This is a genomic window from Paraburkholderia diazotrophica (assembly GCF_900108945.1).
In the GTDB taxonomy this organism is placed as follows: Bacteria; Pseudomonadota; Gammaproteobacteria; order Burkholderiales; family Burkholderiaceae; genus Paraburkholderia; species Paraburkholderia diazotrophica.
On sequence record NZ_FNYE01000036.1, the window covers coordinates 21,016 to 39,713 of the forward strand.

Annotated in this window: 19 protein-coding genes and 2 pseudogenes; 16 read left to right on the forward strand and 5 right to left on the reverse strand. The window is 59.1% G+C overall.

What is annotated here, in order from left to right:
- Nucleotides 1-115: 115 nt before the first annotated feature.
- The 3 genes from BMW76_RS31340 to BMW76_RS31350 are packed head-to-tail and all read left to right on the forward strand — an operon-like array spanning nucleotide 116 to nucleotide 3,386.
- Nucleotides 116-2,002 carry a KAP family P-loop NTPase fold protein gene (locus BMW76_RS31340; protein ID WP_090872310.1) on the forward strand — a complete coding sequence of 629 codons (1,887 nt, stop codon included), beginning with the start codon at nucleotides 116-118 and terminating at the stop codon, nucleotides 2,000-2,002.
- Entirely contained in the window at nucleotides 2,002-2,829 is an 828-nt protein-coding gene (qatB, locus tag BMW76_RS42640) for a Qat anti-phage system associated protein QatB (RefSeq protein ID WP_090872312.1), read from the forward strand. Before BMW76_RS31340 ends, qatB begins: the two co-directional genes overlap by 1 nt.
- The gene (locus tag BMW76_RS31350; protein ID WP_090872314.1) at nucleotides 2,826-3,386 is read left to right on the forward strand and encodes a hypothetical protein; all 561 of its coding nucleotides are present in this window, start codon (nucleotides 2,826-2,828) and stop codon (nucleotides 3,384-3,386) included. Before qatB ends, BMW76_RS31350 begins: the two co-directional genes overlap by 4 nt.
- 62 nt (nucleotides 3,387-3,448) lie before the next feature.
- Here BMW76_RS31350 and BMW76_RS31355 read toward each other — a convergent pair whose 3' ends face one another.
- The gene (locus BMW76_RS31355; RefSeq protein ID WP_090872316.1) at nucleotides 3,449-4,546 is read right to left on the reverse strand and encodes an IS5 family transposase; all 1,098 of its coding nucleotides are present in this window, start codon (nucleotides 4,544-4,546) and stop codon (nucleotides 3,449-3,451) included.
- Between the two features lie 405 nt (nucleotides 4,547-4,951).
- On the opposite strand from BMW76_RS31355, the gene BMW76_RS31360 reads away from it, so the two are divergent.
- The 6 genes from BMW76_RS31360 (at nucleotide 4,952) to BMW76_RS31385 (ending at nucleotide 9,337) form a co-directional block, all read left to right on the forward strand.
- Entirely contained in the window at nucleotides 4,952-5,455 is a 504-nt protein-coding gene (locus tag BMW76_RS31360) for a hypothetical protein (RefSeq protein WP_143062364.1), read from the forward strand.
- Entirely contained in the window at nucleotides 5,452-6,186 is a 735-nt protein-coding gene (gene qatD / locus BMW76_RS31365) for a Qat anti-phage system TatD family nuclease QatD (RefSeq protein ID WP_090872319.1), read from the forward strand. The genes BMW76_RS31360 and qatD overlap by 4 nt, the downstream gene beginning before the upstream one ends.
- A gap of 121 nt (nucleotides 6,187-6,307) precedes the next feature.
- The gene (locus BMW76_RS31370) at nucleotides 6,308-6,541 is read left to right on the forward strand and encodes an AAA family ATPase (RefSeq protein ID WP_090872321.1); all 234 of its coding nucleotides are present in this window, start codon (nucleotides 6,308-6,310) and stop codon (nucleotides 6,539-6,541) included.
- 50 nt (nucleotides 6,542-6,591) lie between these two features.
- The gene (locus tag BMW76_RS31375) at nucleotides 6,592-7,137 is read left to right on the forward strand and encodes a TIR domain-containing protein (RefSeq protein WP_177200551.1); all 546 of its coding nucleotides are present in this window, start codon (nucleotides 6,592-6,594) and stop codon (nucleotides 7,135-7,137) included.
- Between the two features lie 245 nt (nucleotides 7,138-7,382).
- Complete coding sequence (locus BMW76_RS31380) at nucleotides 7,383-8,888, forward strand: SIR2 family protein (RefSeq protein WP_245763452.1); 1,506 nt, start codon at nucleotides 7,383-7,385, stop codon at nucleotides 8,886-8,888.
- Between the two features lie 8 nt (nucleotides 8,889-8,896).
- A complete protein-coding gene (locus tag BMW76_RS31385; protein WP_028371521.1) occupies nucleotides 8,897-9,337 on the forward strand; it encodes a TIR domain-containing protein in 441 nt (146 codons plus the stop codon).
- A 419-nt stretch (nucleotides 9,338-9,756) separates the two neighbouring features.
- On the opposite strand, the gene BMW76_RS31390 is transcribed toward BMW76_RS31385, so the two are convergent.
- Nucleotides 9,757-10,200, reverse strand: a complete 444-nt coding sequence (locus BMW76_RS31390) for an SET domain-containing protein (RefSeq protein ID WP_090872326.1) — start codon at nucleotides 10,198-10,200, stop codon at nucleotides 9,757-9,759.
- Nucleotides 10,201-10,510: 310 nt separating this feature from the next.
- Here BMW76_RS31390 and BMW76_RS31395 point away from each other — a divergent pair, with 310 nt between their 5' ends.
- Nucleotides 10,511-10,789 (forward strand): HU family DNA-binding protein, encoded by a 279-nt coding sequence (locus tag BMW76_RS31395; protein WP_090872328.1) that lies wholly within the window; start codon nucleotides 10,511-10,513, stop codon nucleotides 10,787-10,789.
- Nucleotides 10,790-11,298: 509 nt separating this feature from the next.
- Here the strand turns inward: BMW76_RS31395 and BMW76_RS31400 are convergent.
- Nucleotides 11,299-11,568 carry a DUF1488 family protein gene (locus BMW76_RS31400; RefSeq protein ID WP_090872330.1) on the reverse strand — a complete coding sequence of 90 codons (270 nt, stop codon included), beginning with the start codon at nucleotides 11,566-11,568 and terminating at the stop codon, nucleotides 11,299-11,301.
- 196 nt (nucleotides 11,569-11,764) lie between these two features.
- On the opposite strand from BMW76_RS31400, the pseudogene tnpA reads away from it, so the two are divergent.
- A pseudogene (tnpA, locus tag BMW76_RS31405) lies at nucleotides 11,765-12,200 on the forward strand (IS200/IS605 family transposase).
- A gap of 117 nt (nucleotides 12,201-12,317) precedes the next feature.
- Here the strand turns inward: tnpA and BMW76_RS31410 are convergent.
- Nucleotides 12,318-13,577 (reverse strand): tyrosine-type recombinase/integrase, encoded by a 1,260-nt coding sequence (locus BMW76_RS31410; RefSeq protein ID WP_090872332.1) that lies wholly within the window; start codon nucleotides 13,575-13,577, stop codon nucleotides 12,318-12,320.
- Nucleotides 13,578-13,777: 200 nt separating this feature from the next.
- Between BMW76_RS31410 and BMW76_RS31415 the strand changes: the two are divergent.
- The 5 genes and pseudogenes from BMW76_RS31415 to BMW76_RS31430 all read left to right on the forward strand — a co-directional run.
- A pseudogene (locus tag BMW76_RS31415) lies at nucleotides 13,778-14,453 on the forward strand (DNA-binding protein); the annotation flags it as partial.
- A 134-nt stretch (nucleotides 14,454-14,587) separates the two neighbouring features.
- Nucleotides 14,588-14,713 carry a hypothetical protein gene (locus BMW76_RS42510; RefSeq protein ID WP_281248566.1) on the forward strand — a complete coding sequence of 42 codons (126 nt, stop codon included), beginning with the start codon at nucleotides 14,588-14,590 and terminating at the stop codon, nucleotides 14,711-14,713.
- Between the two features lie 23 nt (nucleotides 14,714-14,736).
- The gene (locus BMW76_RS31420) at nucleotides 14,737-15,510 is read left to right on the forward strand and encodes a hypothetical protein (RefSeq protein ID WP_245763453.1); all 774 of its coding nucleotides are present in this window, start codon (nucleotides 14,737-14,739) and stop codon (nucleotides 15,508-15,510) included.
- 77 nt (nucleotides 15,511-15,587) lie between these two features.
- Nucleotides 15,588-15,977, forward strand: a complete 390-nt coding sequence (locus BMW76_RS31425; protein ID WP_090872334.1) for a hypothetical protein — start codon at nucleotides 15,588-15,590, stop codon at nucleotides 15,975-15,977.
- Nucleotides 15,978-16,222: 245 nt separating this feature from the next.
- Complete coding sequence (locus tag BMW76_RS31430; protein WP_090872336.1) at nucleotides 16,223-16,753, forward strand: hypothetical protein; 531 nt, start codon at nucleotides 16,223-16,225, stop codon at nucleotides 16,751-16,753.
- A 950-nt stretch (nucleotides 16,754-17,703) separates the two neighbouring features.
- Here BMW76_RS31430 and BMW76_RS40605 read toward each other — a convergent pair.
- A complete protein-coding gene (locus BMW76_RS40605; protein ID WP_143062366.1) occupies nucleotides 17,704-18,318 on the reverse strand; it encodes a hypothetical protein in 615 nt (204 codons plus the stop codon).
- Nucleotides 18,319-18,698: the final 380 nt, after the last annotated feature.

Here is an 18,698-nt window from a genome sequence, read left to right on the forward strand (position 1 = left end):
TGGCGCGCGCAGGGTGCGCCCAAACCTACGCGCCGTTATCCGCTGTAGCTCATATGCCGACAAAAAATGAGGGTAGTCGTATCGACTGCCAAGAGTACGAACAGGGGAAGAAAAGATGTGGCACGACATCGAGGCAGAGGTTGACCTACTCAATTTTGGTTTGCTAGCAAATGCGGCTGCAAATTTGATCAAGGACGCTGGTGATACGCCGGTCACCATCGGTATCTCCGGCGGATGGGGCGCTGGGAAATCGACTCTCGTAAAGCTCGTTCAAGCGCAGTTGGAACAAGGCGCAGGAAAAGACAATGAGAACTCTCCCTACATCCTCATGGAGTTCAACGCGTGGCTGTATCAAGGCTACGAAGACGCTCGTCAGGCGCTACTCCAAGCGGTCTCAGACCGCCTTGTCGAAGAGGCGACGAGGCGCAAAAAGTTCGTCGACAAAGCAATAGATTTCGCCAAGCGTGTCAAGCTGCTCAAGTTTGCACGAATCGTCGCGCCAGTAGTTGCACATGTTGCCGTCGGTACTGTCTCAGCGGGCCCTCTCGGAGCGTTGTTCGGAGCAGTGAGCGGCCTTGTGCAAGGGTTGTCCGATGAAGAAAAGCGCACGGAAAACCTAAAGGCAGTTCAAGAAGCGTATGCAGAGCTCTCACCGGGGCTCAAGGAAGTGATTGGGGAGAAAAAGGAAGCGTCCCTGCCCAAGGAAATTGAAGGGCTGCGTACGGCATTTGCCGCCCTCCTTAAAGAACTCGATGTCCGTCTGGTGGTCTTTGTAGACGATCTCGATCGATGCCTCCCTACCACCGCCATCGGCACATTGGAAGCAATGCGCTTATTGCTGCATGTCCAACGGACCGCCTTTCTGATTGCCGCCGACGAAAGCATGATTCGTGGCGCGGTCCGGGCGCATTTCAAGGGCGTAGAAATCGAAGAGGGTCTCGTCACCAGTTATTTCGACAAGCTCATCCAGATTCCGTTGCGCGTCCCGCGTCTTGGCATCAACGAGGTCAAGGCATATCTCGCGCTCCTGCTGACAGACCTCGCCGCGCGCAAAGGAAAGCTTCCAAGAGAGGTCCATTCGGCCGGGCACGCAGCGGTGCTCAAGCTGCTGAAGAAGTCGTGGTCAAAGGGTATAACGCGCGAGCTTCTTGATGATGCGTTCGCACCGCAAAAAGCGGCCGTAGCCAGAGAACTGGATATCGCCGACCAGCTAGCGCCGCTGCTGGTGACTTCAGCTGAGATTGCTGGCAATCCGCGTCTCATTAAGCGATTCCTGAACAACCTTATGATTCGGCAGGCCATCGCCGAAGAGATGGAGATGCCGCTCGCTCTGGAAGAGTTGGTCAAGGTTCAGTTGTTCGAACGTTGCGCATCGACCGCCGCATTCGAATTCCTCACCAAAGCGGTAGCCGCAAATCCAGAAGGCAATGCCGAATTTCTGACCGCGCTAGAGGACGCTGCACAAAAGGCCGAGAAGTACGAGCCACCACACCCATCGTGGACCGGCCAATTCTACGAGCAGTGGCTCAAGCTCGCTCCGCGTTTGGCAGGCAGGAACTTACAGCCAATCTTGCATCTCAGCCGTGACCGCAGTTTGGGGTTGGCAGCCTACGACGAACTGTCTGCTGAAGCCAAGAAAGTCTTGGAAGCTGCCATGGAGGCGACTGAGCGGTCGGCAATGCTTGTCAAACAGCTCACGGCCCTCGGCGAAGGAGATGTTTCTCGAATACTCAACCGCGCGATCCGCAAAGGTCGCGAAAACCAGTGGGAGTTCGAAGACATCGTACGGTGCCTTCATTGCACCGAGGCCCATCCGGCGATGGGGCTTCAACTCGCACCAGCGCTCTACGAGGTTCCGGGCAACAAGCGCAGTGTGGCGCTCATGCCTCTTCTCAAGTCGCTTCCTTGGGCAGCCGCTCTGTTGCAAGATTGGGAAGACGACCCAGAGACGGACGAGAGGACGCGCAAGTACCTGCAGAAGCAGAAGAAGGACGCAAAGTAATGGGAACCTCTACATCCAGTACGGGACCGAGCAGTGGTGTTAGCTTGGACCCGCCTTGGCTAGACGACGTTGTTGGCGAGATTGGCAGCGGCAGCACGGTGGTGCCGAACGACGGAGACCCTCCTGCTCCTCCCTCAGCCCCCAACGGGGACGCTCCGCCAAATCGATACGGTGATGCGCGCCGCGAGTTCGGGAAGTTCGCCAGAACGGGCGATACGCGACATCTGCGAAATGCTGTAGCGCATTACTCGCGTCGAGGTAGCGGCGGTGCCAGCGCCACTGCCGGCCGCATGCGCGCTTCAACCAGCGCCGGTGCAGCGCTGTTCTCGTTCCTGAACGCTGTCAGCCAAGGCACGACTGGGGAGCTCCGCAAATGGGTCGATGATCTACGAGCAAGCAACCCGTCGGCGGAGGACGTGGTGGACGCCATTGTTCGGGAACTGGCCCCTCCCGGCGGTAGCGCAGACGAAGAGTCATTCCGCGACGCTATGGACTTAGCCGTGTCCGAGCTCATAAGAGACGACCCAACCATTGACCCTTTGAGTATGGGAGTCGACGACATTTGGGAACTGTTGAAGGGCTTCTTAGCCATCGAAACGGGCAATCGGCTCTGCTTTGACCTGGGTCCTGTCTTCGAAGGCTCCCAACTTGACCCGCGAACAGTCGTCTTGCGGGAAAAAGAGATGCGCCGTTTCCTTAAAAACGAAATTGGAGCGCATGTCGACATGCTGCGAGGTAGCGTTGCCAATCCATCGCGCTCCCAACTCGACAGCATCCTGCAGGATGCACTGAAGATGACCTTCGAACTGTTTGAGGCTGACCTATGACGAAGGTGTTCTGCGCACCCAAGGACACGATTCCTGAAGGCCGCCGCGCTGACACGACATACTTCTCGATGTACGCACATGACGGGTTGCTTGATGTGAGCACCGTTGGAACATCGCTCATTGATGAGATCAAGAAAGCGGGCTTGGTGCCGGGTACAGCAAGTTGGGACTTTTTGACTCTGGCCTTGGCGGTCAACGCTGCGGACCATGCGGTAGAGCGCAACCTATCGGCCGACGGCTGGACGAGGTCCATCGAGCTTGAAGTGGCACTCTATGAGCCTGCGCCCTTCGTGCATTTGACTGCTGCGATCGAGCAGGCGCTGCGTTTCTTGACGGGCGACTTCTGGCGGTTGAGCTTCGTCGACGGCGGATATCCGCCACCGATCACCAGACAAGCCGTGGTACATGACGCGGACTGCGTATCGCTCTTGTCGGGCGGGCTCGACAGCCTGATTGGGGCTCTAGCAGGCTGCGGAAATACACCCGTCGAAAAGCAGCATCCATCGCTCTGCGCGGCTACCACCGCGCGATTTCTGCATTGCGAAATTCCAACGTAAATTCCACTTCTTTTCCGACGGTTTCAGGCCTGTTTTTCGCCTTATTACCGCTATTACTGCCACTACGGGCGGACTTGTCCCAGCGAGCGCATGCGCACCAGGTTGTAAGCGGCCATGTTCAACACAAACATCTGGTCGACTTTCTTTAATCCACGCACCATCACCTGCCGCATGCGCCCCACGGTCTTCGCCCATCCAAAGCCTTGTTCGATCAGCTTGCGCTTTTGCTGCGATATCGCATAGCCCGCGCTCTGCGCGATAGCATCGGCCACAGCCGAACGACGACCAGAAGTGTTCTGTGCCACGTGCGGCGCGACCTTCATCTGCTGGCAAGCTTCGATGAATTCCTGTGCGTCGTAACCCTTGTCCGCACCCAGCGTAATTTGCGTAGCAGCATCGTTCGCTGCTTGCCGTGCATCGTTGATCATGATCTTGGCTGCTTCACGTTCAGCATGTCCGTCAGCACAACTCACGCGTGCGTTGACGACAAGCCCATGGCGGTTGTCCGTCAGCGTGTGGCCCATGTAACGCAGTTCGCTGGCCGTCTTGCCTTTGCGGTAAAGCCGTGCATCGGGATCGGTCTTCGACGCGTGCGTCTCGTTGCTCCGCTTGCTACCCTTGAAGTCGCCTTCGCCGCCACCGTCGTTATCGCTGTCGTCACCGTCCTTGCGCACAAAGCTCTTGTGCCCCGCCCACGCCTGGATCAGCGTGCCATCAACGCTGAAGTGCTCGCCCGACAACCAGTTCTGCTTCTGCGCGATGGACAGCACTTCGTTGAAGAATTCGACCACCGCATCGTGCCGGATCAAACGCTCGCGGTTCTTCGTGAACACCGTCGGCACCCAGACCGTATCGTCCATTGACAGACCGATAAACCATCGAAAAAGCAGGTTGTATTGCGTTTGCTCCATGAGTTGACGTTCGGAGCGGATGCTGTACAGCACCTGCAACAGCATCGCGCGCAGCAGCTTCTCCGGCGCGATGCTCGGCCTGCCTCCCTTGATGTCGGCCTCGTACATCCCGGCAAAGACCTGATTCATCTTCGCGAGCGCCTCGTTCGCCATGACGCGAATGGAGCGCAGCGGATGCGAGGTCGGAACGAAATCGTCCAGCTTGCGCACGGAAAACAAACTCTCGGTGAACGTGTCGGCGCCGCGCATAATCTCCAAGGGGGTGAGTGAGCTTCTTACACCAACGCTTCTGCTATTCCGCTCGATGACTTCCGTGCGAGGTATTTCCGCAGCCTGCTAGACCTAACCGCTCAAGGCAAGCGCCCTATTTTCGTCTCGCACATCGCTAAGGGGGACTCGGAAACTCAAGTCCTGTATGCGAAAACACTCGGTGGCGGCCAGCGCCACCTGCAGTGGAATCAGAACATTTGGCTTAAGCCGAAACGGGATGGAGAAGGCTCAACGCGTGGTCGGTCTATCGTCTTCTTCGCTTTCGCAGCTCTTGCGGCCGACAGCCACGCACGGGCGACGGGCGCTAATTCCGTCGACATCGTCGTGCCGGAAAACGGCCTTATCAGCCTCAACGTACCGTTGACAGCCGGCCGGATCGGGAGCTTGAGTACCAAGACTACGCACCCAGTGTTCATGCAGCGGCTACAGGCTCTCTGGGCTCAACTGGGGATTCCTGCGACTTTGCAACTCCCCTATGCGACAAAGACCAAGGGAGAGATGATGGACGAGTGTCTCGACCCAGATCGACTGAAGGAATTGGCGGGAATGTCAACAAGCTGTGGTCGCTATGCTGTGTTCGCATTGCGGCACTGTGGTCGTTGCTTGCCGTGCATGGTTCGCCGGTCGGCGTTTCTGAGATCGCGTATCCCGGATACCACTGCCGTGTACGTCTATCCCGATTTGAAGGCTGCACAGCCCGAAAAGGGCGCAAACGACGTTGCGGCGGTGGCCATTGCCGTGGCCAAGATGGAAGACGAAGGAATTCGCGTCTTCACGGCAGGGCAGTTTGTCTTCGCGGAGACATCTCGTCGCACTGCCTTCGAAGGAGTTGTCGAGCGCGGACTGCAGGAACTGGGGGTCTTGCTGCTCGCGCACAAGGTCCTATGATCGACTTCCATTCCCATCTTGACCTGTATCCTGACGGCCTCGCATTGGCACGTGAGGTAAACCGCAGGAACGACTTCACCCTCGTTGTGACGACGAGTCCGCGTGCGTATTACGCGACGTCGCGCGTGTTCAGCGAGCTGGCGAACATCCACGTCGGACTCGGTCTTCATCCCGAGGTTGCCGAAGCAAAGGCTACCGAATTGGACGCATTGGTGGCTGGTATCAAGGGGGCTCGATTCGTTGGCGAGGTGGGGCTGGACGGGTCGCCGAGATTCCGAAGGTCCCTCGATCTCCAGGGACGCATCTTCCGCGCGGTACTCGGGGAGTGCGGTCAACAAGGGGGCCGAATTATCAGCATCCACTCGCGCGGGGCGGCGCAGCGGACCATCGACGCCTTGGCGACAGCTGGTGATGTAGGCGTTCCGGTGCTGCACTGGTTTTCTGGAGGGATAGCTGAACTTCGGGCAGCGTCGCGACTTGGCTGTTGGTTCAGCGTGGGACCAGTCATGCTAGCGAGTGAGAAGGGCCGCGGCCTCTTGAGTCACATGTCGTTGGACCGTGTTCTCCCCGAGACCGACGGGCCTTTCACCTCTGAACGAGGGCTTGCTCTGAAGCCATGGGATGCTTGGAGCATTTGCTCGACCCTTTCAGAGGTGTGGGCGATGCCCCACGAAGCCGTCCAGGAGCAGTTGCGAAGCAATCTCCGGCGATTGCTCTCAGATAAAGCCTGACCGATTGTCGCGATGACGCCTTCTTGTACAGTTTCTCGTCTGCCGCGGTCTGATCACGTCCGACTCCATGCCTCGTAGCCATTCCCGGCAACAGCATTGTTCACAAATGTAGTTACACTAACTGCGCGTTCAAGGTTTCCGACGGTTCGCCAACGTGACGCTCCAATTGAAAGATGGCTTGAACGTCATCATCGGCCCGAACTACGGCGTCAAGACGGCCGTAATAGACGCGCTACGAGTGCTGCTATCTGCAAGTGATGAAGGGACTCTTAGGCTGACTGAACTCGATCTGCATCACCTGAAGATCGGCGCACGAAGCACACATGCAACGAGAACTGGCGTAAAAGAACAATGAGACGCTGTAAATCAACGACCAAATCTGGACGTCGCTGCCTCAATCAACCTTTGGCAGAAAGCGATTTTTGTAGGATCCATCATTCTGATTTATCGGCAAGCGGGGCGATCGCCGTTGGTGCGGGCGCCTTGCTTGGGAACAGCATCGCTCCCGGGGTGAGTGGCTTGTTGCTCGGTGGAATCGCAGCTCAATTGGCCCGGACGCTGCTCAAGAGGGAAAACGAGACAAAGACGCGCGTATTCGTGAGCTTTGACTTCGACAACGACCGAGTGCTAAAAGACTTTATTCTTGGACAGGCTAAGCTGCAGGACTCTCCGTTCGAGGTCATCGACCACTCCCTAAAGGAGGCGGCGCCTGAGCACGATTGGGAAAATAAGGCGCGTGCGGCAATTAGCCGTGCCGACATCGTCGTTGTTATGGTTGGACCCAAGACGCACAAGGCGCAAGGCGTTCTCAAGGAGGTGGCGATGGCGCGTGTAGCGGGCGTCAAGATTGTACAGGTCATCGGGTATAAGGACGGTGACTACACCGCGGTGCCGAATGCCGGCCGGCTGTACGCATGGAACTGGGAAAACCTCAAGAAGCTGTTGGGCTAAAAGATCGAACGGAGTGCGTTCGCGTGGCTAGGTGGCTGGGCAATGCAACATGGTGGTCACTATTCTGCTGCTCGGCTCGCCAACCTATTAGTGCCGCGAACATGGCTTCGTGCTGCGCGACCGACAGCATCATAAACATGCTAATTGCATCATTTCCCAACTATCCCGTCCCTAGTTGATATAAAGAGTGGATTGGGGGCAAAATTTTTCGAACGGCAAATGTTACACTTGCCTCGAGCCGGAAAGTGCAAACATGTCTGATTTTCGCAGGAAGCGGAGTATCGACCTCGGCCCAAGGAAAGCAATTAATAGAGGAACATGTGCATAGAGACCAAATAAAACTAGTAGAGGCCCTTTCTAAAGAGCTCGAAGAAGGAAACCTCGCAATATTCGCTGGCGCAGGATTTTCCCGCGCGGCAGGATACGTCGATTGGAAAACTTTGCTAAAGCCGATAGCAGACGATCTCGATCTTGATGTGGAAAAGGAATGGGATCTTGTCACATTGGCGCAGTACCACACAAACGTCAATCACACAAATCGAGCAAAGCTCAACCAGCTTCTGGTGACGGAATTCTCTACGGATCTCGCGCCGACGGATAATCATCGCATTCTTGCTAGGCTACCGATCTATACGTTCTGGACAACAAATTACGACAAGCTTATCGAATCGTCTCTTGAGTCGAACGGAAAAATTCCTGACGTCAAGTACACGGTCAAGCAGCTGGCGACGACGCGTCGCCATCGAGACGCCATTGTCTACAAGATGCACGGTGACGCCGACCACGCATCGGAAGCTGTGCTGATTCGCGATGACTACGAGCGCTACCACCTTGCAATGCAGCCGTTCATTACTGCACTGAGCGGCGACTTGGTGTCTAAGACCTTCTTGTTCTTGGGGTTCAGTTTCACCGACCCGAATCTTGAATACATCCTCAGCCGTGTCCGAATCCAGTATGGAAAGGACCAACGGCAGCACCATTGCATTCTGCGGCGCGTAAGCCAAGATGCGGGCGAAAGCGAAGCCGACTTCGAGTATAGGCAGCGGAAAGAGAAGCTGTTCGAAGGAGAGCTGTTGCGCGTTGGCATTAAGACGACCTACGTTGACGAGTATGGTGAGATAACGACTATCCTGAAAGCTGTTGAGGACAAGCACAAACGGCGAACGATTTTTGTCTCGGGAGCTGCGCACGATTACTCGCCGTGGACCCAGGCCGAGGCGGAGAAGTTTGTGTACAACCTGAGTCGCGAAATCAGCAAGGCAGACTTCCGGGTCATCTCGGGGTTTGGTCTCGGTGTCGGCAGTGCGGTCATCACGGGCGTCCTTGAGCAGACCATCATGAACGGAGGGCGCCTCGGCAGTGAGCAGTTGGTTCTGCGACCGTTTCCCCAGACTCAGTCTGGAACTCGGCCGCTCCGAGAACTGTGGCGAGAGTATCGCCATACGATGATTGACCATGCGGGCATCGCTATCTTCCTATTTGGGAACAAGCTGCAAGGCGATATCGTTGTCGAGTCGAACGGAATGCGCGAGGAATTCGACATTGCTCGCGAGAAAGGTGTCTTCGTTATCCCTGTCGGTATTACCGGCTCGATAACCCGAAAGTTTTGGGAAGAGGTGCTGGCAGCTTTTGATCCAACCACGCACCAGAACGGCGCTCAAATACTGCCGCTCCTGCAGGCTCTTGGCGACGACAAGACGGATTTCGACGCCGCCACGGAGATTGTGTTGAAACTTCTACGCATCATCTAGGGACAAAAATGGCAAGAAAAGTCTTCTTTAGCTTCAAGTATGACGATGTTCAGCGTGCCATGAATGTGCGCAATAGTAACGTCATCACGGGTGCAATCAAGTCGGGGTTCATCGATAAGGCGGACTTTGAAGAGGTCGAGCGCAAGGGCGACAATGCCATCAAAGCATGGATTGACAAGCAGCTCGAGGGCACGACAGTCACGGTGGTGCTGGTCGGCGCGAATACGAACAAGAGTCGATGGGTCAAGTACGAGATTGACCAGAGTATCGCTCGGGGAAATGGAATCCTGACCATCGATGTTAGCAAGATCAAAGGTCTGGACGGGAACACCACTGAGTGCTGCAGCCTGCGCGTCAACGGGTACAACCACTACCTGTGGAACAACGGCAACGGTAGGGATAACCTCGGTAAGTGGGTCGAGGACGCAGCTGTAGCCGCAGGCAAATAATTGGCAGTTTTGTTCGGGTCGCCGGTTTCAGCGGCCCACCCCACTATGGTCGGTCGGACTGGGGGCGGGAGTGGGAGCTCGCTAATACGGGAAGCTGCCGGTCGGCTGTTCGATGCCCGGCACTGACAGCAATTTGCTGACGTAGGACCTAGCCCGCCCTAACGTCGGCAAAGGCCGATTACTTGTCCTCGAGTGACGGCACGGAATGACGGTTCCGCTCTGATACTTGCCCTTGGCACAACGACGGCTCGATCGACGCCTGCGGGTCACAAAGAACAGCCATTCGCTGTGGCGTGGCATCCGCACTGACATCAACGCGGCGGCGAAGGTTTGTGAGAGTGTGAGTCGCGCGTGGCCGAAAAGAATGTCAGCAAGGCCGGGATGGTATGCGGGCGGGCAAAACGCGTTGGCCAGGTGTCTCAGTTGCCTGCCGCCCCGGGCATCGACTGCCGGCACCCGGCAGTGCCGCACCGGCACGCGTACTGTTCTCTGACTGCGTCGTTGAGTTCGCCGTCGATGACCAGTGCGTAGTCGATGAACAGCTCATGGCCGGGCGCGATGTCGGTTAGCGCATGAATGAACACGCGATCGCCCGTCTCGATCGCCTCGCAGTTCGGTGCACATGCGTGGTTCAGGAAGCGGGCGCTGTTTCCGCCGCGGCTGCCGTCGATCACGCGCCCGTCGGACAGGCCAAACATAAACGTGTGGCCGGCCTCGGACCGCTGACGGGCGGCGGCGCGCTGCCAGCTGGTCACTTCACCCTTGTACTCGATGAGCCGCTCGCCGGCGGCGATCGGCTGCAGCGCAAAGAGGCCCTTGCCATGTACGGATGAGCGTCGTGCCGTGATGCGTTTCAGTCGCATTGTGTGTCGTTTCCCGCCAGCATGGTGTGTCAGTGATCGTGATTCCGGTTCTGCGAAGCATATCGTCGCCATCGCCTGTGTTCAACACAAGGCGTATCGTTTCGTATGCAACTAACTGTCCGGCGTTCGCGACAACCGGCCCGGCTTCGCCAAAAGTCAGCCAGCAGGAAGCGCGGTGCCTGGTCACGAGCGTCATATGCTGCGATGCCTTTTTCGAACGCCGCGCGGTTGCCGGGCGCCGTAGACATGCGTTAGGGTTGAGCGTCCTGCCCCGCATTGGGCGGGCGCTTTTATCAGAGGGAGCTCACACATGAACAGGCAGGAACTCATCGATGCGGTCGCCGCCACCACGGGCGAAAGCAAGGCCAGCACGGGCGAAGCCCTTGATGCCATCCTCGAAACCGTAACGGCGGCCGTGACGCGCGGCGAGACCGTCCAGCTGGTCGGCTTCGGTTCATTTTCGACGGGCGCCCGCGCCGAACGTAGCGGGCGCAATCCGTCGACGGGCGAGGCCATCACGATTCCCGCCGCGAAAACCGTGAAGTTTTCGGCCGGCAAGGCGTTCAAGGACGTCCTGAATGCGGCGTGAGCAGGCTGCGTCCAGCGCGCACAAGCGCCATTGGAACTTCGCGGCCATGTGATGCGGGTCTTGCGGGACTGGTTGACGTCGCAACCTGATCGACGAGTCGCCCGCCTGTTGTTTTTCGATGCGCCCGATTGATACGGCAGCGTGTCCGCTATCGTTCCGGAAGTTGGCGGTTTTCCCCGGCTTCCGGTGCGTGTTGAGGCCCACCGTCCAGAACCGGACGATGGGCTTTTTTTGAATGTGACGAGCGGAAGAGGCGGCGACCGGTTCTGGCGTCCATGCACAACGCAGCCGGGGCCGCGCACCCCGTCGCGAATATCACAGACGGCCGGCAACCGGGTAGCGGGAGTGCCATCCATCCTTGAATAGTGGCTTCAACACTTTCTGCATCGTCCGACCGGATGCAGCACATCGGGTGCGAGGTCGGCGGCCATGTGGGTGATCACCATGCGCGCCTGTCAGTCACATCGTGCATCGTCATCGAATAAGCCGGCGGTCATCACGCACGGCGGTCAAGGCCTTGCAAAATCCTCCGCCGTCAATTCGAGACGCACAGCCGGATGAGCGAGCAGTTTGCGCCCCGCGATCGCGCGGATGCGGCCGTACCCATCCCTGAAGATCTTCAGGATGCGGGCATCACTGGCCCGGGGTTCGAGCCAGAAATACGTTTCGAGTGCTGCAAGTGTGATCACGCATTCGACCGTGACGTTCTGATGTACGAGTCCAAAGGCCACGCCACGACGGTTTGCGAGCACCTGCGGTTCAAGGTCCAGGGTTTCCATGACGGTAAAAGGAAAACGCGTCCGCGTTAGAACGGGGTCACCAGGATTTCTTGCATACGCGATGCAGTCCGGGTATCAGGCAGCTAGTTTAACTCAGTGAGGTAAGCCACCGGCTCTGCCGGTGGACTCACCAAGGTTTGACCTTTACGACGGTCGGCGTGAATTTCCTGTCTCTGCCAAGAGAAGGAGATTCACGATGAAAGAGTATCAGAGCCTGAGCCACACGAGATGGGACTGCAAGTATCACGTGGTGTTCATCCCGAAGCGGCGCAAGAAACAGATATTCGGCGTGTTGCGTCGGCAGCTCGGGGAGATATTTCATGAACTGGCGTCTCACAAGGAGTCGAAAAATCGTCGAGGGACACCTGATGGGGGATCACGTTCACATGTGCCTGAGCATTCCGCCGAAATATGCGGTATCGAACGTGGTGGGGTACATCAAGGGCAAGAGCGCAATTCAGATAGCCCGGAAGTACGGCGGTCGGCAACGCAATTTTACCGGCGAGCACTTTTGGGCCCGAGGCTACTTCGTTTCCACGGTGGGGTTGGACGAGCACATGGTACGAGCGTACATCCGCAACCAGGAGGAAGAAGATGAGCGGTACGACCAGATGAAGCTGGTCATGGAGTAAGCCGCCATCGGCGGCTCACGGTTTCATGGGCGCCTTTGAGGCGCTCACAATTTCAAGCCACCGGCTTTGCCGGTGGTATTTGACTGACGGGATTTCAGCCCGGGGCCGTCACCGGTCTCACCAGTCGATGCGATGTTTCTCATCGGTCTCGTGGTGCCGGTGATCATCGTCGGCGTGCAGATAGAGACTCGTCGTGGCCAGTGATGCGTGGCCGAGGTTGTCGCGCACCAGTCGCAGGTCGACCTGCCGGTCCGCCATGTGCGAACCCGCGCTATGCCGCAGCCAGTGCGCCGACGCCTGCTCGAGTAGCGCGGCGCGGGCCTCGAATTCCGCGCCGCGCTCGCGCAGCTGGCGGGCGGCGCCCGCAAACACGCGCTTGACGATCGTGTGCAGCGCGGCGCGAGTGAGTGGCTGGTTGACTGGCGCCGCAGTTTTCCTCCGGGACGACGATTCCCCGGTCCTTCCCGAAGTGCCGCCTGCAGTTGACCCGATCGGCAGCACGAGCGGCGTCGCCTCATGCGGTGAGGGCAGCGCGGTCATCCCGAGCGACTGCCGGTAGCGCGCGAGTTCCGACATCATTTCACGCGTCGCGGGAACCAGCCGATCCCTGTCCCCCTTGCCGTGCACGGTCAGCCACCAGCGCATCGTGCCGTCGGTGTCGCGCCGCACGAAGAACTGGCCCATCGTGTTGCCGCCCGCCTCGGCGATGCGCAGGCCGCCCAGATACAGCAGCTTGAACAGCCACCGGACCCGGTGATAGTGGGCGCGCGCCCGCGCGGTGTCCTGCGGCATCGATGCAATGAAGTCCTTCACCGCCTGCCACAGGCCCGGTTCGAGATAGCGGGTGATGCGCGGCGCGGTTTTCCGGGTGCGCTGGCGTGACAGCGCGAGCGGATTGCCGGCCAGGTAGCCGGCCTGCACCAGCCACGAGAACAGCGTGTTGAGAACCACCATCGCCTGGCGCGCGCTGGCCGCGGAGAGCGGCCCATGGAACGGGCGCCAGCGCGCATCGCCGCGCGGATGCTTGCGGCCGCCGCCGGCGACCCAGAGTGCGGTGGGCTGCGGATCGGTGAGGAAGCGCCGGTAGCGCAGGCAGTCCTCGTGGGTCAGCGACGACAGCGGCTTGCCCAGTTCGACCAGTGACCAGAGCAGCAGCCGTTCCGCTTCCTTGCGGTAGTTCCCGAAGGTCGTCTGGATGTCAGCGAAGCGCGCGAGCCACGCGCGGATCGCGTCGAGATCGTTGGCGGCGGCAATCTGCGCGTGGCCGTCCGTCGCGCGGTTGGTGCCGGCATGACCGTCGAGCGCGGTGGGAATCGCGAGCGTCTCGAGCGGGGCGGGCTGCAAGGCGACGAGGCTGTTCTTCGGCGGGGTCGACATGAAGGTGAGGCTTTTCGGGAAGGGTGAGCTTTTCCGGGGGGGCGGGTTCGATAACGATATGGACCGTTAGATACTGTAGTGGTGCGAATATGCATTGTTTACAACATTATGCGGACTAATGTCAAATTACCACGTCGGTGCAATTGGATATGATGCGTCTTACGTTGTATTATTAGTGCCTCAAATAGTTTTTCTGGTCCATGTCCGACGCTCCTGCCGACCTCCCGTCCGATGACGCGCGCCTCGCGGCCGAGATCGACCGCCTGAAGGCCGCGTTCCCGAAAACCCGCGAGCTGTACCGCGAGGTCTGCGTGCTGCTGTTCTTCCGCTTCGGGCAGGCGCCGACCGCGAACCGCCTGTACCAGCTGGTGAAACGCGGCAGCATGGGCACCCCCGCAGCAGTCCTTGGCGAGTTCCGGGCGGAGCAGCGCGTCGCGGCGGCCCGCGGCGAGCTGGAACGCACGGAGACCGCGCTCGAGCAGGCGCACCGCGGCGCTGCTCGCCGCGCAGGTCGAGGTCCGCGAACTGGAGAAGGCGCAGGCGGAAGGGTACGCGGCACGCCAGGCGATGGAAGCCGAAGTCGTGCGCCTCAAAAACGAGGCGGCGACACGCGACCGTGAACTGGAGAAGGTGCGCGACGGCTTCTCGCGCGATCTGGAGAAACTGCGAGAGACGGCGGCGCAGTCCGACGAGCGCCTGCGGGCCACGGAAAAGCGCGCGCTGCTCGAGATAGACCGCGAACGGGGCGCGGCCGCCAAGCTGCACAAGGAACTCGATGAGGCGAACCGGCGCGCCGACCGGCGCGATACGGACCATCGCCGCGCAGTCGAGGCGCTGCAGGCGCAGCTGGGTGACGCGCGCCATCAGGCGGGCGTCCGCGCCCGCCAGCAAGACCGCGGTGCGCCGCAAGCGGGGCAAGAGCGATGACAGGTAGCCCCCGCCCGCGCAGGAGACGCAAGGGCCCAGCCTGCCCGCCGATCGGTGCGCTGATGTGCTACGGCGAGCGGACCGTGCGCGTGATCGCCGAAGCGAGCGGCCAGCGCGTGATCATCGAGTCGGTCGACGAGGACGGCCGCACCTTCCGCAGCACGGTCAAATGGGCTAGTCTGGCCGCTCTTGACGGGCAGCTTTTCTGAGGGCGATGACGATGCAGCCGACCATGCAGCAGCTCGATATCTTCGCCGACAGCCGTGATGTGATGTTGCGCAACGACGTGCTGGAGCCGCTGCAGCGGCGTGAGGCGGCGGCCGCGCGAACAGCCCTCGAACGGCTGGCGGGCGAATATCCGGACGATGGTGCGTTGCCTGCGCAGACGGTTCAGTCCTGGCTTGCCCCGAGCTGGCGGGCGCTCGCCCGGCGGGCCGCGTCACTGCCGTTTCGCGGGGCCGACGCGGGCGATCATGCCCTGAACCACGCCGCGCCGTTGTGGCTGCTGGCGGGCGACGGGGCGGCCGCGATCGATGCGGTCGAAGGCATTGCATCGTGGTGGCGCATCCCGGCACCGCTTGCGTGGATGACCGAGGCGCGCTACCGGACGGACGGGCTGGATGCCGCATGGCCCCTGCTCGCGGAACTGGCGTGGCTGGCGCCCGCACGGTTCGCGGTATTGCTGCCCGTACTGGGTGACGCCTCGCTGGACGCGCTGCGCCGGCGCTTCGATGCTGAGTTTCCCGGCACCGGCGAAGTCTACGATTACGCCTGGTTCGCAGCGTGGCTGACATTGGTGAAGCCTGCGCTGGCGGGCCGGCTGGGTGCGGCGCGGGTCCAGCGTGACCAGACCGCGTCGCGCGCGACGGCCCTGCTGGGCGAAATCCTGCGTCGGGAGCATGAAGGCGACCAGCACGAACTGGTCACCCTGCGCCAGGAGTTCAGCCGGCTGCATGCGCCTCTGTTCGAGGTGTACATGGCGACGCGGAAAGTACAGCACCGGTGAGCATGACGATCGGGGACGTGGGATCATCGCTGACGCCGTTGTCGCGCGGATGAGCCGGGCACAGGCACGGAGGCGAGATGACATTGAAGGCGCAGTGGTACCGCGACAGGCTTGCGAAAAAAGCCCGCAGGGGTTTTTGTGGCTACCCGGTCGCAACGATTGCCTTCTATGGGCCCGACGACACGCGGGCGACGAAGGTGTCGGTCGGCATCGTCGCGCACGAAGATGCGGATGCCGAGCCGGTTGAGCGATGGTTCTGTGAAACTTCCGATGCGAGGACCGATCCGGAAACCATCGAAGCAGTCGTCCGGTTCATCGAACAGCAGGGTGCCCGATCGGTCGCAACCGTGGATCGCATCATCGGGTGTCCGCATGAGGAAGGCATCGACTATCCGGAAGGCGAAGCCTGTCCGCTGTGTCCGTTCTGGCGCAACCGTGACCGGTGGAGCGGCGAGATCATCGGGTAAGTGCGGTCAGTTTCCGCAACCGATGCACGTGGCCGCTGGCATAAGCCAGCGTAATGGGATTTGCCGTGCGGAAGATAGGGCGGTGCGGCGTCGCACCGCCTGTCAATCAGGCCTCGCGGGCTCAATTTCCCGTGACAGTCCGTGACGCTTCCGTTCCTTTCGCCCAAACCGGCTGAATGCGATCGCGCGGGATCTGGAGAGTTCGGGTTGGTCGTCCCTCACATACTTTTTTGCAGGGAAACTGAATGAGCCGTATTTCGCTGATCGCCATGGCGCAGGCCATGAAATCCGTCAAGGAAATGAACCTCGCGCAAAAGGAGAAGATTGCCGACGAGATATTCCATGCCCAACCTCACATGCTCGGCTCTGTCCTGGTTCTCCAGAAATTCGGCGTTTCCATGGAGAAAATGGAATTCGCCATCGAACTGCTCATCGTATGTTTTGCGGCGATGAAAGAATCCGGTCTCACATGGCCCGTCATCACGGAGGACGACCAGGAACTGCAATTGCAGCTGTACACGACCACGGTTCGGCTTGGCGAAGACCTGCGTCCCTCGCTACGGGATCGGCTGATGCAGCAGTATGTCGAGAACCATCCCGAGAAGAATCTGTGTGCCTATGTATGGTCAGAAACCGCAAGCTGGCTGAGAAGCATTGTCCCGGAAGACAGTGACAGGTATGTCATGCTGGTGGTCATCAACCTTGTAAACTGCATTGCGTACGTTCCCATGCCCAACCTTGGAAAGCCGGTGCGGCGGCGGGAGAAATCGGCATGACTCAGGAAAGATGCGAACAGTGCGCCCAGCCCACGGCAGCTTACGATGCGATTTAACGGGAAGTTGCAAGGTAGCGTGTCTGATCGCAATCTGCTGCGCGCGCCTGAGCCCGTTTATCGGCACTATGGTGGAAACTCAGCGCGATGTGTTGGTCCCCGCAGTCTGCTTTACAGGACGTCTTTGACTTTGAATGGCCGGTCGTGCGAAACAGCGACGCGAAAGTGAACGTTTGCGCGCACATCCGAAAGTTCGTGATAGCACATGGATGTACCTTAAACAAGGCGGCACAGGTGCGAAAGGAGCACTTCCGAACAGATGGTCGAGTACGGGGGAATCCGTCCAAATCAGCCGGGCACATCCGATGTCGGCGGCTCGGAGCGATTGCGCCGGCGCGGTCATGTTTGGATCGTAAGGTTGACGGCTTGGCGTTTGGCAGCGTTGTGCGTTTGTCGGAGGTTTGTCCGACAGTCAAAAGACTTGATCAACCGCGACCCGAGCGGATTTCCGGATAACGCTCGACGATATGCGGCTACCGGCGGATGATGTCGCCCTGTTGTTTGGGGAGATAGACCGCCGTGCTCCGGGCTTCATCAAGATTATGAACAATGCTGGTCATTGATCACCGAATTGAAGCGACGAGCGCACGGGGCGTTTGCTGGGGGGATTTAATGGCTCGTCCCCTTAAGACGCATGCACAACTGGTCCAAAGTTCCATGGCAGACGAACTCCGTAAGCTGCTCGAAAGAGGTGAGCCAAGCCGGATTCGATCAGCAGAAAGCAAAGTTGCTCGCTGTTTTTTAGGCCGTTCCTCCAACTTAACGGCCACGACATATCTGCTGATACGATTAACGTGAACGAGTGGCCTGAGTATGCAGCAAGCGATTCGACTGCGGACGTGACCGCAAAGATGCGAATCACTGCAGTGATCCACATGCCTCTCTACGTTCTGGTTATTTGGGCCATTTCAACTGGGAAACGTCGAACTTGAACTGCTGACGACCAGCCTCGTAGATCGGGATTTCGACAATCAGTTTGCTGGCATGCAGGAGCTTCTGCTGGAACTGCACAGCATTGTCGATGAATATCGCGTCGTTTTTGCCTCCTGTCGATTCGCTAGCGCTGATCCTGGTGACGGGACCATTGTCGAATTTGACAGCGATATAGCATCCCTCAAAACCGCACGTGACCTGTCCTTTATCCAGAACGAAGAATGCTTCCTGGCGTCCCTTTCCCTTCTTGCGGAGATAGATTCGGATTGAGGATCCACCCTGATAAGGGAATTCGAGATTGATCGCGTTGAGCGAAGTGTTGACCGCGAATCGCGTAGTCGTACCGCGCATCTCGTCGTCATCTTCCGAGTAGGTCCACGGTGACGGGTCGGGTTCTGGTGCGGCTTTCACCAACGGCTCAGGCTTCGCTTCCGGCGCAGCGATGCTAGCCGCTACCGCCGGCGCGGACGCTGCATTTGATTTTGGAGTGACAGATGCCGAGGGGTCGCTATTGGAATTTTGTTGACAGCCAAGCAGGAAAGCCGCCGTCAGAATCGCGACAGATACGGTTTTCAATTTGTAGTCCCCGTTAGTTGACCAGTTTGCTTACCGGCCGCTTTTAGCAAATCTTTAGCTTTTTCAGATGCGAACTGCGCGCCCAACACCTTTTTAACCGGCATTGTGATTAGTCGTCAACCTCCATGCAAGTCGCGCCAACCATCTTCACGCTCAGGCCAGAATCCTGCGATTTCAGCGCTGGATTCGCGCTCGAGCGTCGAAAAGCAGGTGTCGTTTTGTGTCTGGCACTCGAATCTGCGTTCTGATGCCCGTGCAACCATAGCTGATCGCACGCTATTTCCCTAAAGAGCGTCCAGCATGGGTGAACCGCTGCGGCAACGAATTCGCCCGTATAGACACTACCGGTCGAGGCGACGCGCCCTGAACTCCGAACAGGA

Excerpts from the sequence above, each read along its gene's own strand:
- qatB (WP_090872312.1), top strand. The coding sequence starts at position 2,002 with ATGGGAACCTCTACATCCAGTACGGGACCGAGCAGTGGTGTTAGCTTG.
- BMW76_RS31390 (WP_090872326.1), bottom strand. The coding sequence starts at position 10,200 with ATGCGACTGAAACGCATCACGGCACGACGCTCATCCGTACATGGCAAG.
- BMW76_RS31425 (WP_090872334.1), top strand. The coding sequence starts at position 15,588 with ATGACATTGAAGGCGCAGTGGTACCGCGACAGGCTTGCGAAAAAAGCC.
- BMW76_RS31385 (WP_028371521.1), top strand. The coding sequence starts at position 8,897 with ATGGCAAGAAAAGTCTTCTTTAGCTTCAAGTATGACGATGTTCAGCGT.
- BMW76_RS31400 (WP_090872330.1), bottom strand. The coding sequence starts at position 11,568 with ATGGAAACCCTGGACCTTGAACCGCAGGTGCTCGCAAACCGTCGTGGC.
- BMW76_RS31430 (WP_090872336.1), top strand. The coding sequence starts at position 16,223 with ATGAGCCGTATTTCGCTGATCGCCATGGCGCAGGCCATGAAATCCGTC.
- BMW76_RS31420 (WP_245763453.1), top strand. The coding sequence starts at position 14,737 with ATGCAGCAGCTCGATATCTTCGCCGACAGCCGTGATGTGATGTTGCGC.
- qatD (WP_090872319.1), top strand. The coding sequence starts at position 5,452 with ATGATCGACTTCCATTCCCATCTTGACCTGTATCCTGACGGCCTCGCA.
- BMW76_RS31350 (WP_090872314.1), top strand. The coding sequence starts at position 2,826 with ATGACGAAGGTGTTCTGCGCACCCAAGGACACGATTCCTGAAGGCCGC.
- BMW76_RS31410 (WP_090872332.1), bottom strand. The coding sequence starts at position 13,577 with ATGTCGACCCCGCCGAAGAACAGCCTCGTCGCCTTGCAGCCCGCCCCG.
- BMW76_RS31340 (WP_090872310.1), top strand. The coding sequence starts at position 116 with ATGTGGCACGACATCGAGGCAGAGGTTGACCTACTCAATTTTGGTTTG.
- BMW76_RS31355 (WP_090872316.1), bottom strand. The coding sequence starts at position 4,546 with ATGCGCGGCGCCGACACGTTCACCGAGAGTTTGTTTTCCGTGCGCAAG.
- BMW76_RS31395 (WP_090872328.1), top strand. The coding sequence starts at position 10,511 with ATGAACAGGCAGGAACTCATCGATGCGGTCGCCGCCACCACGGGCGAA.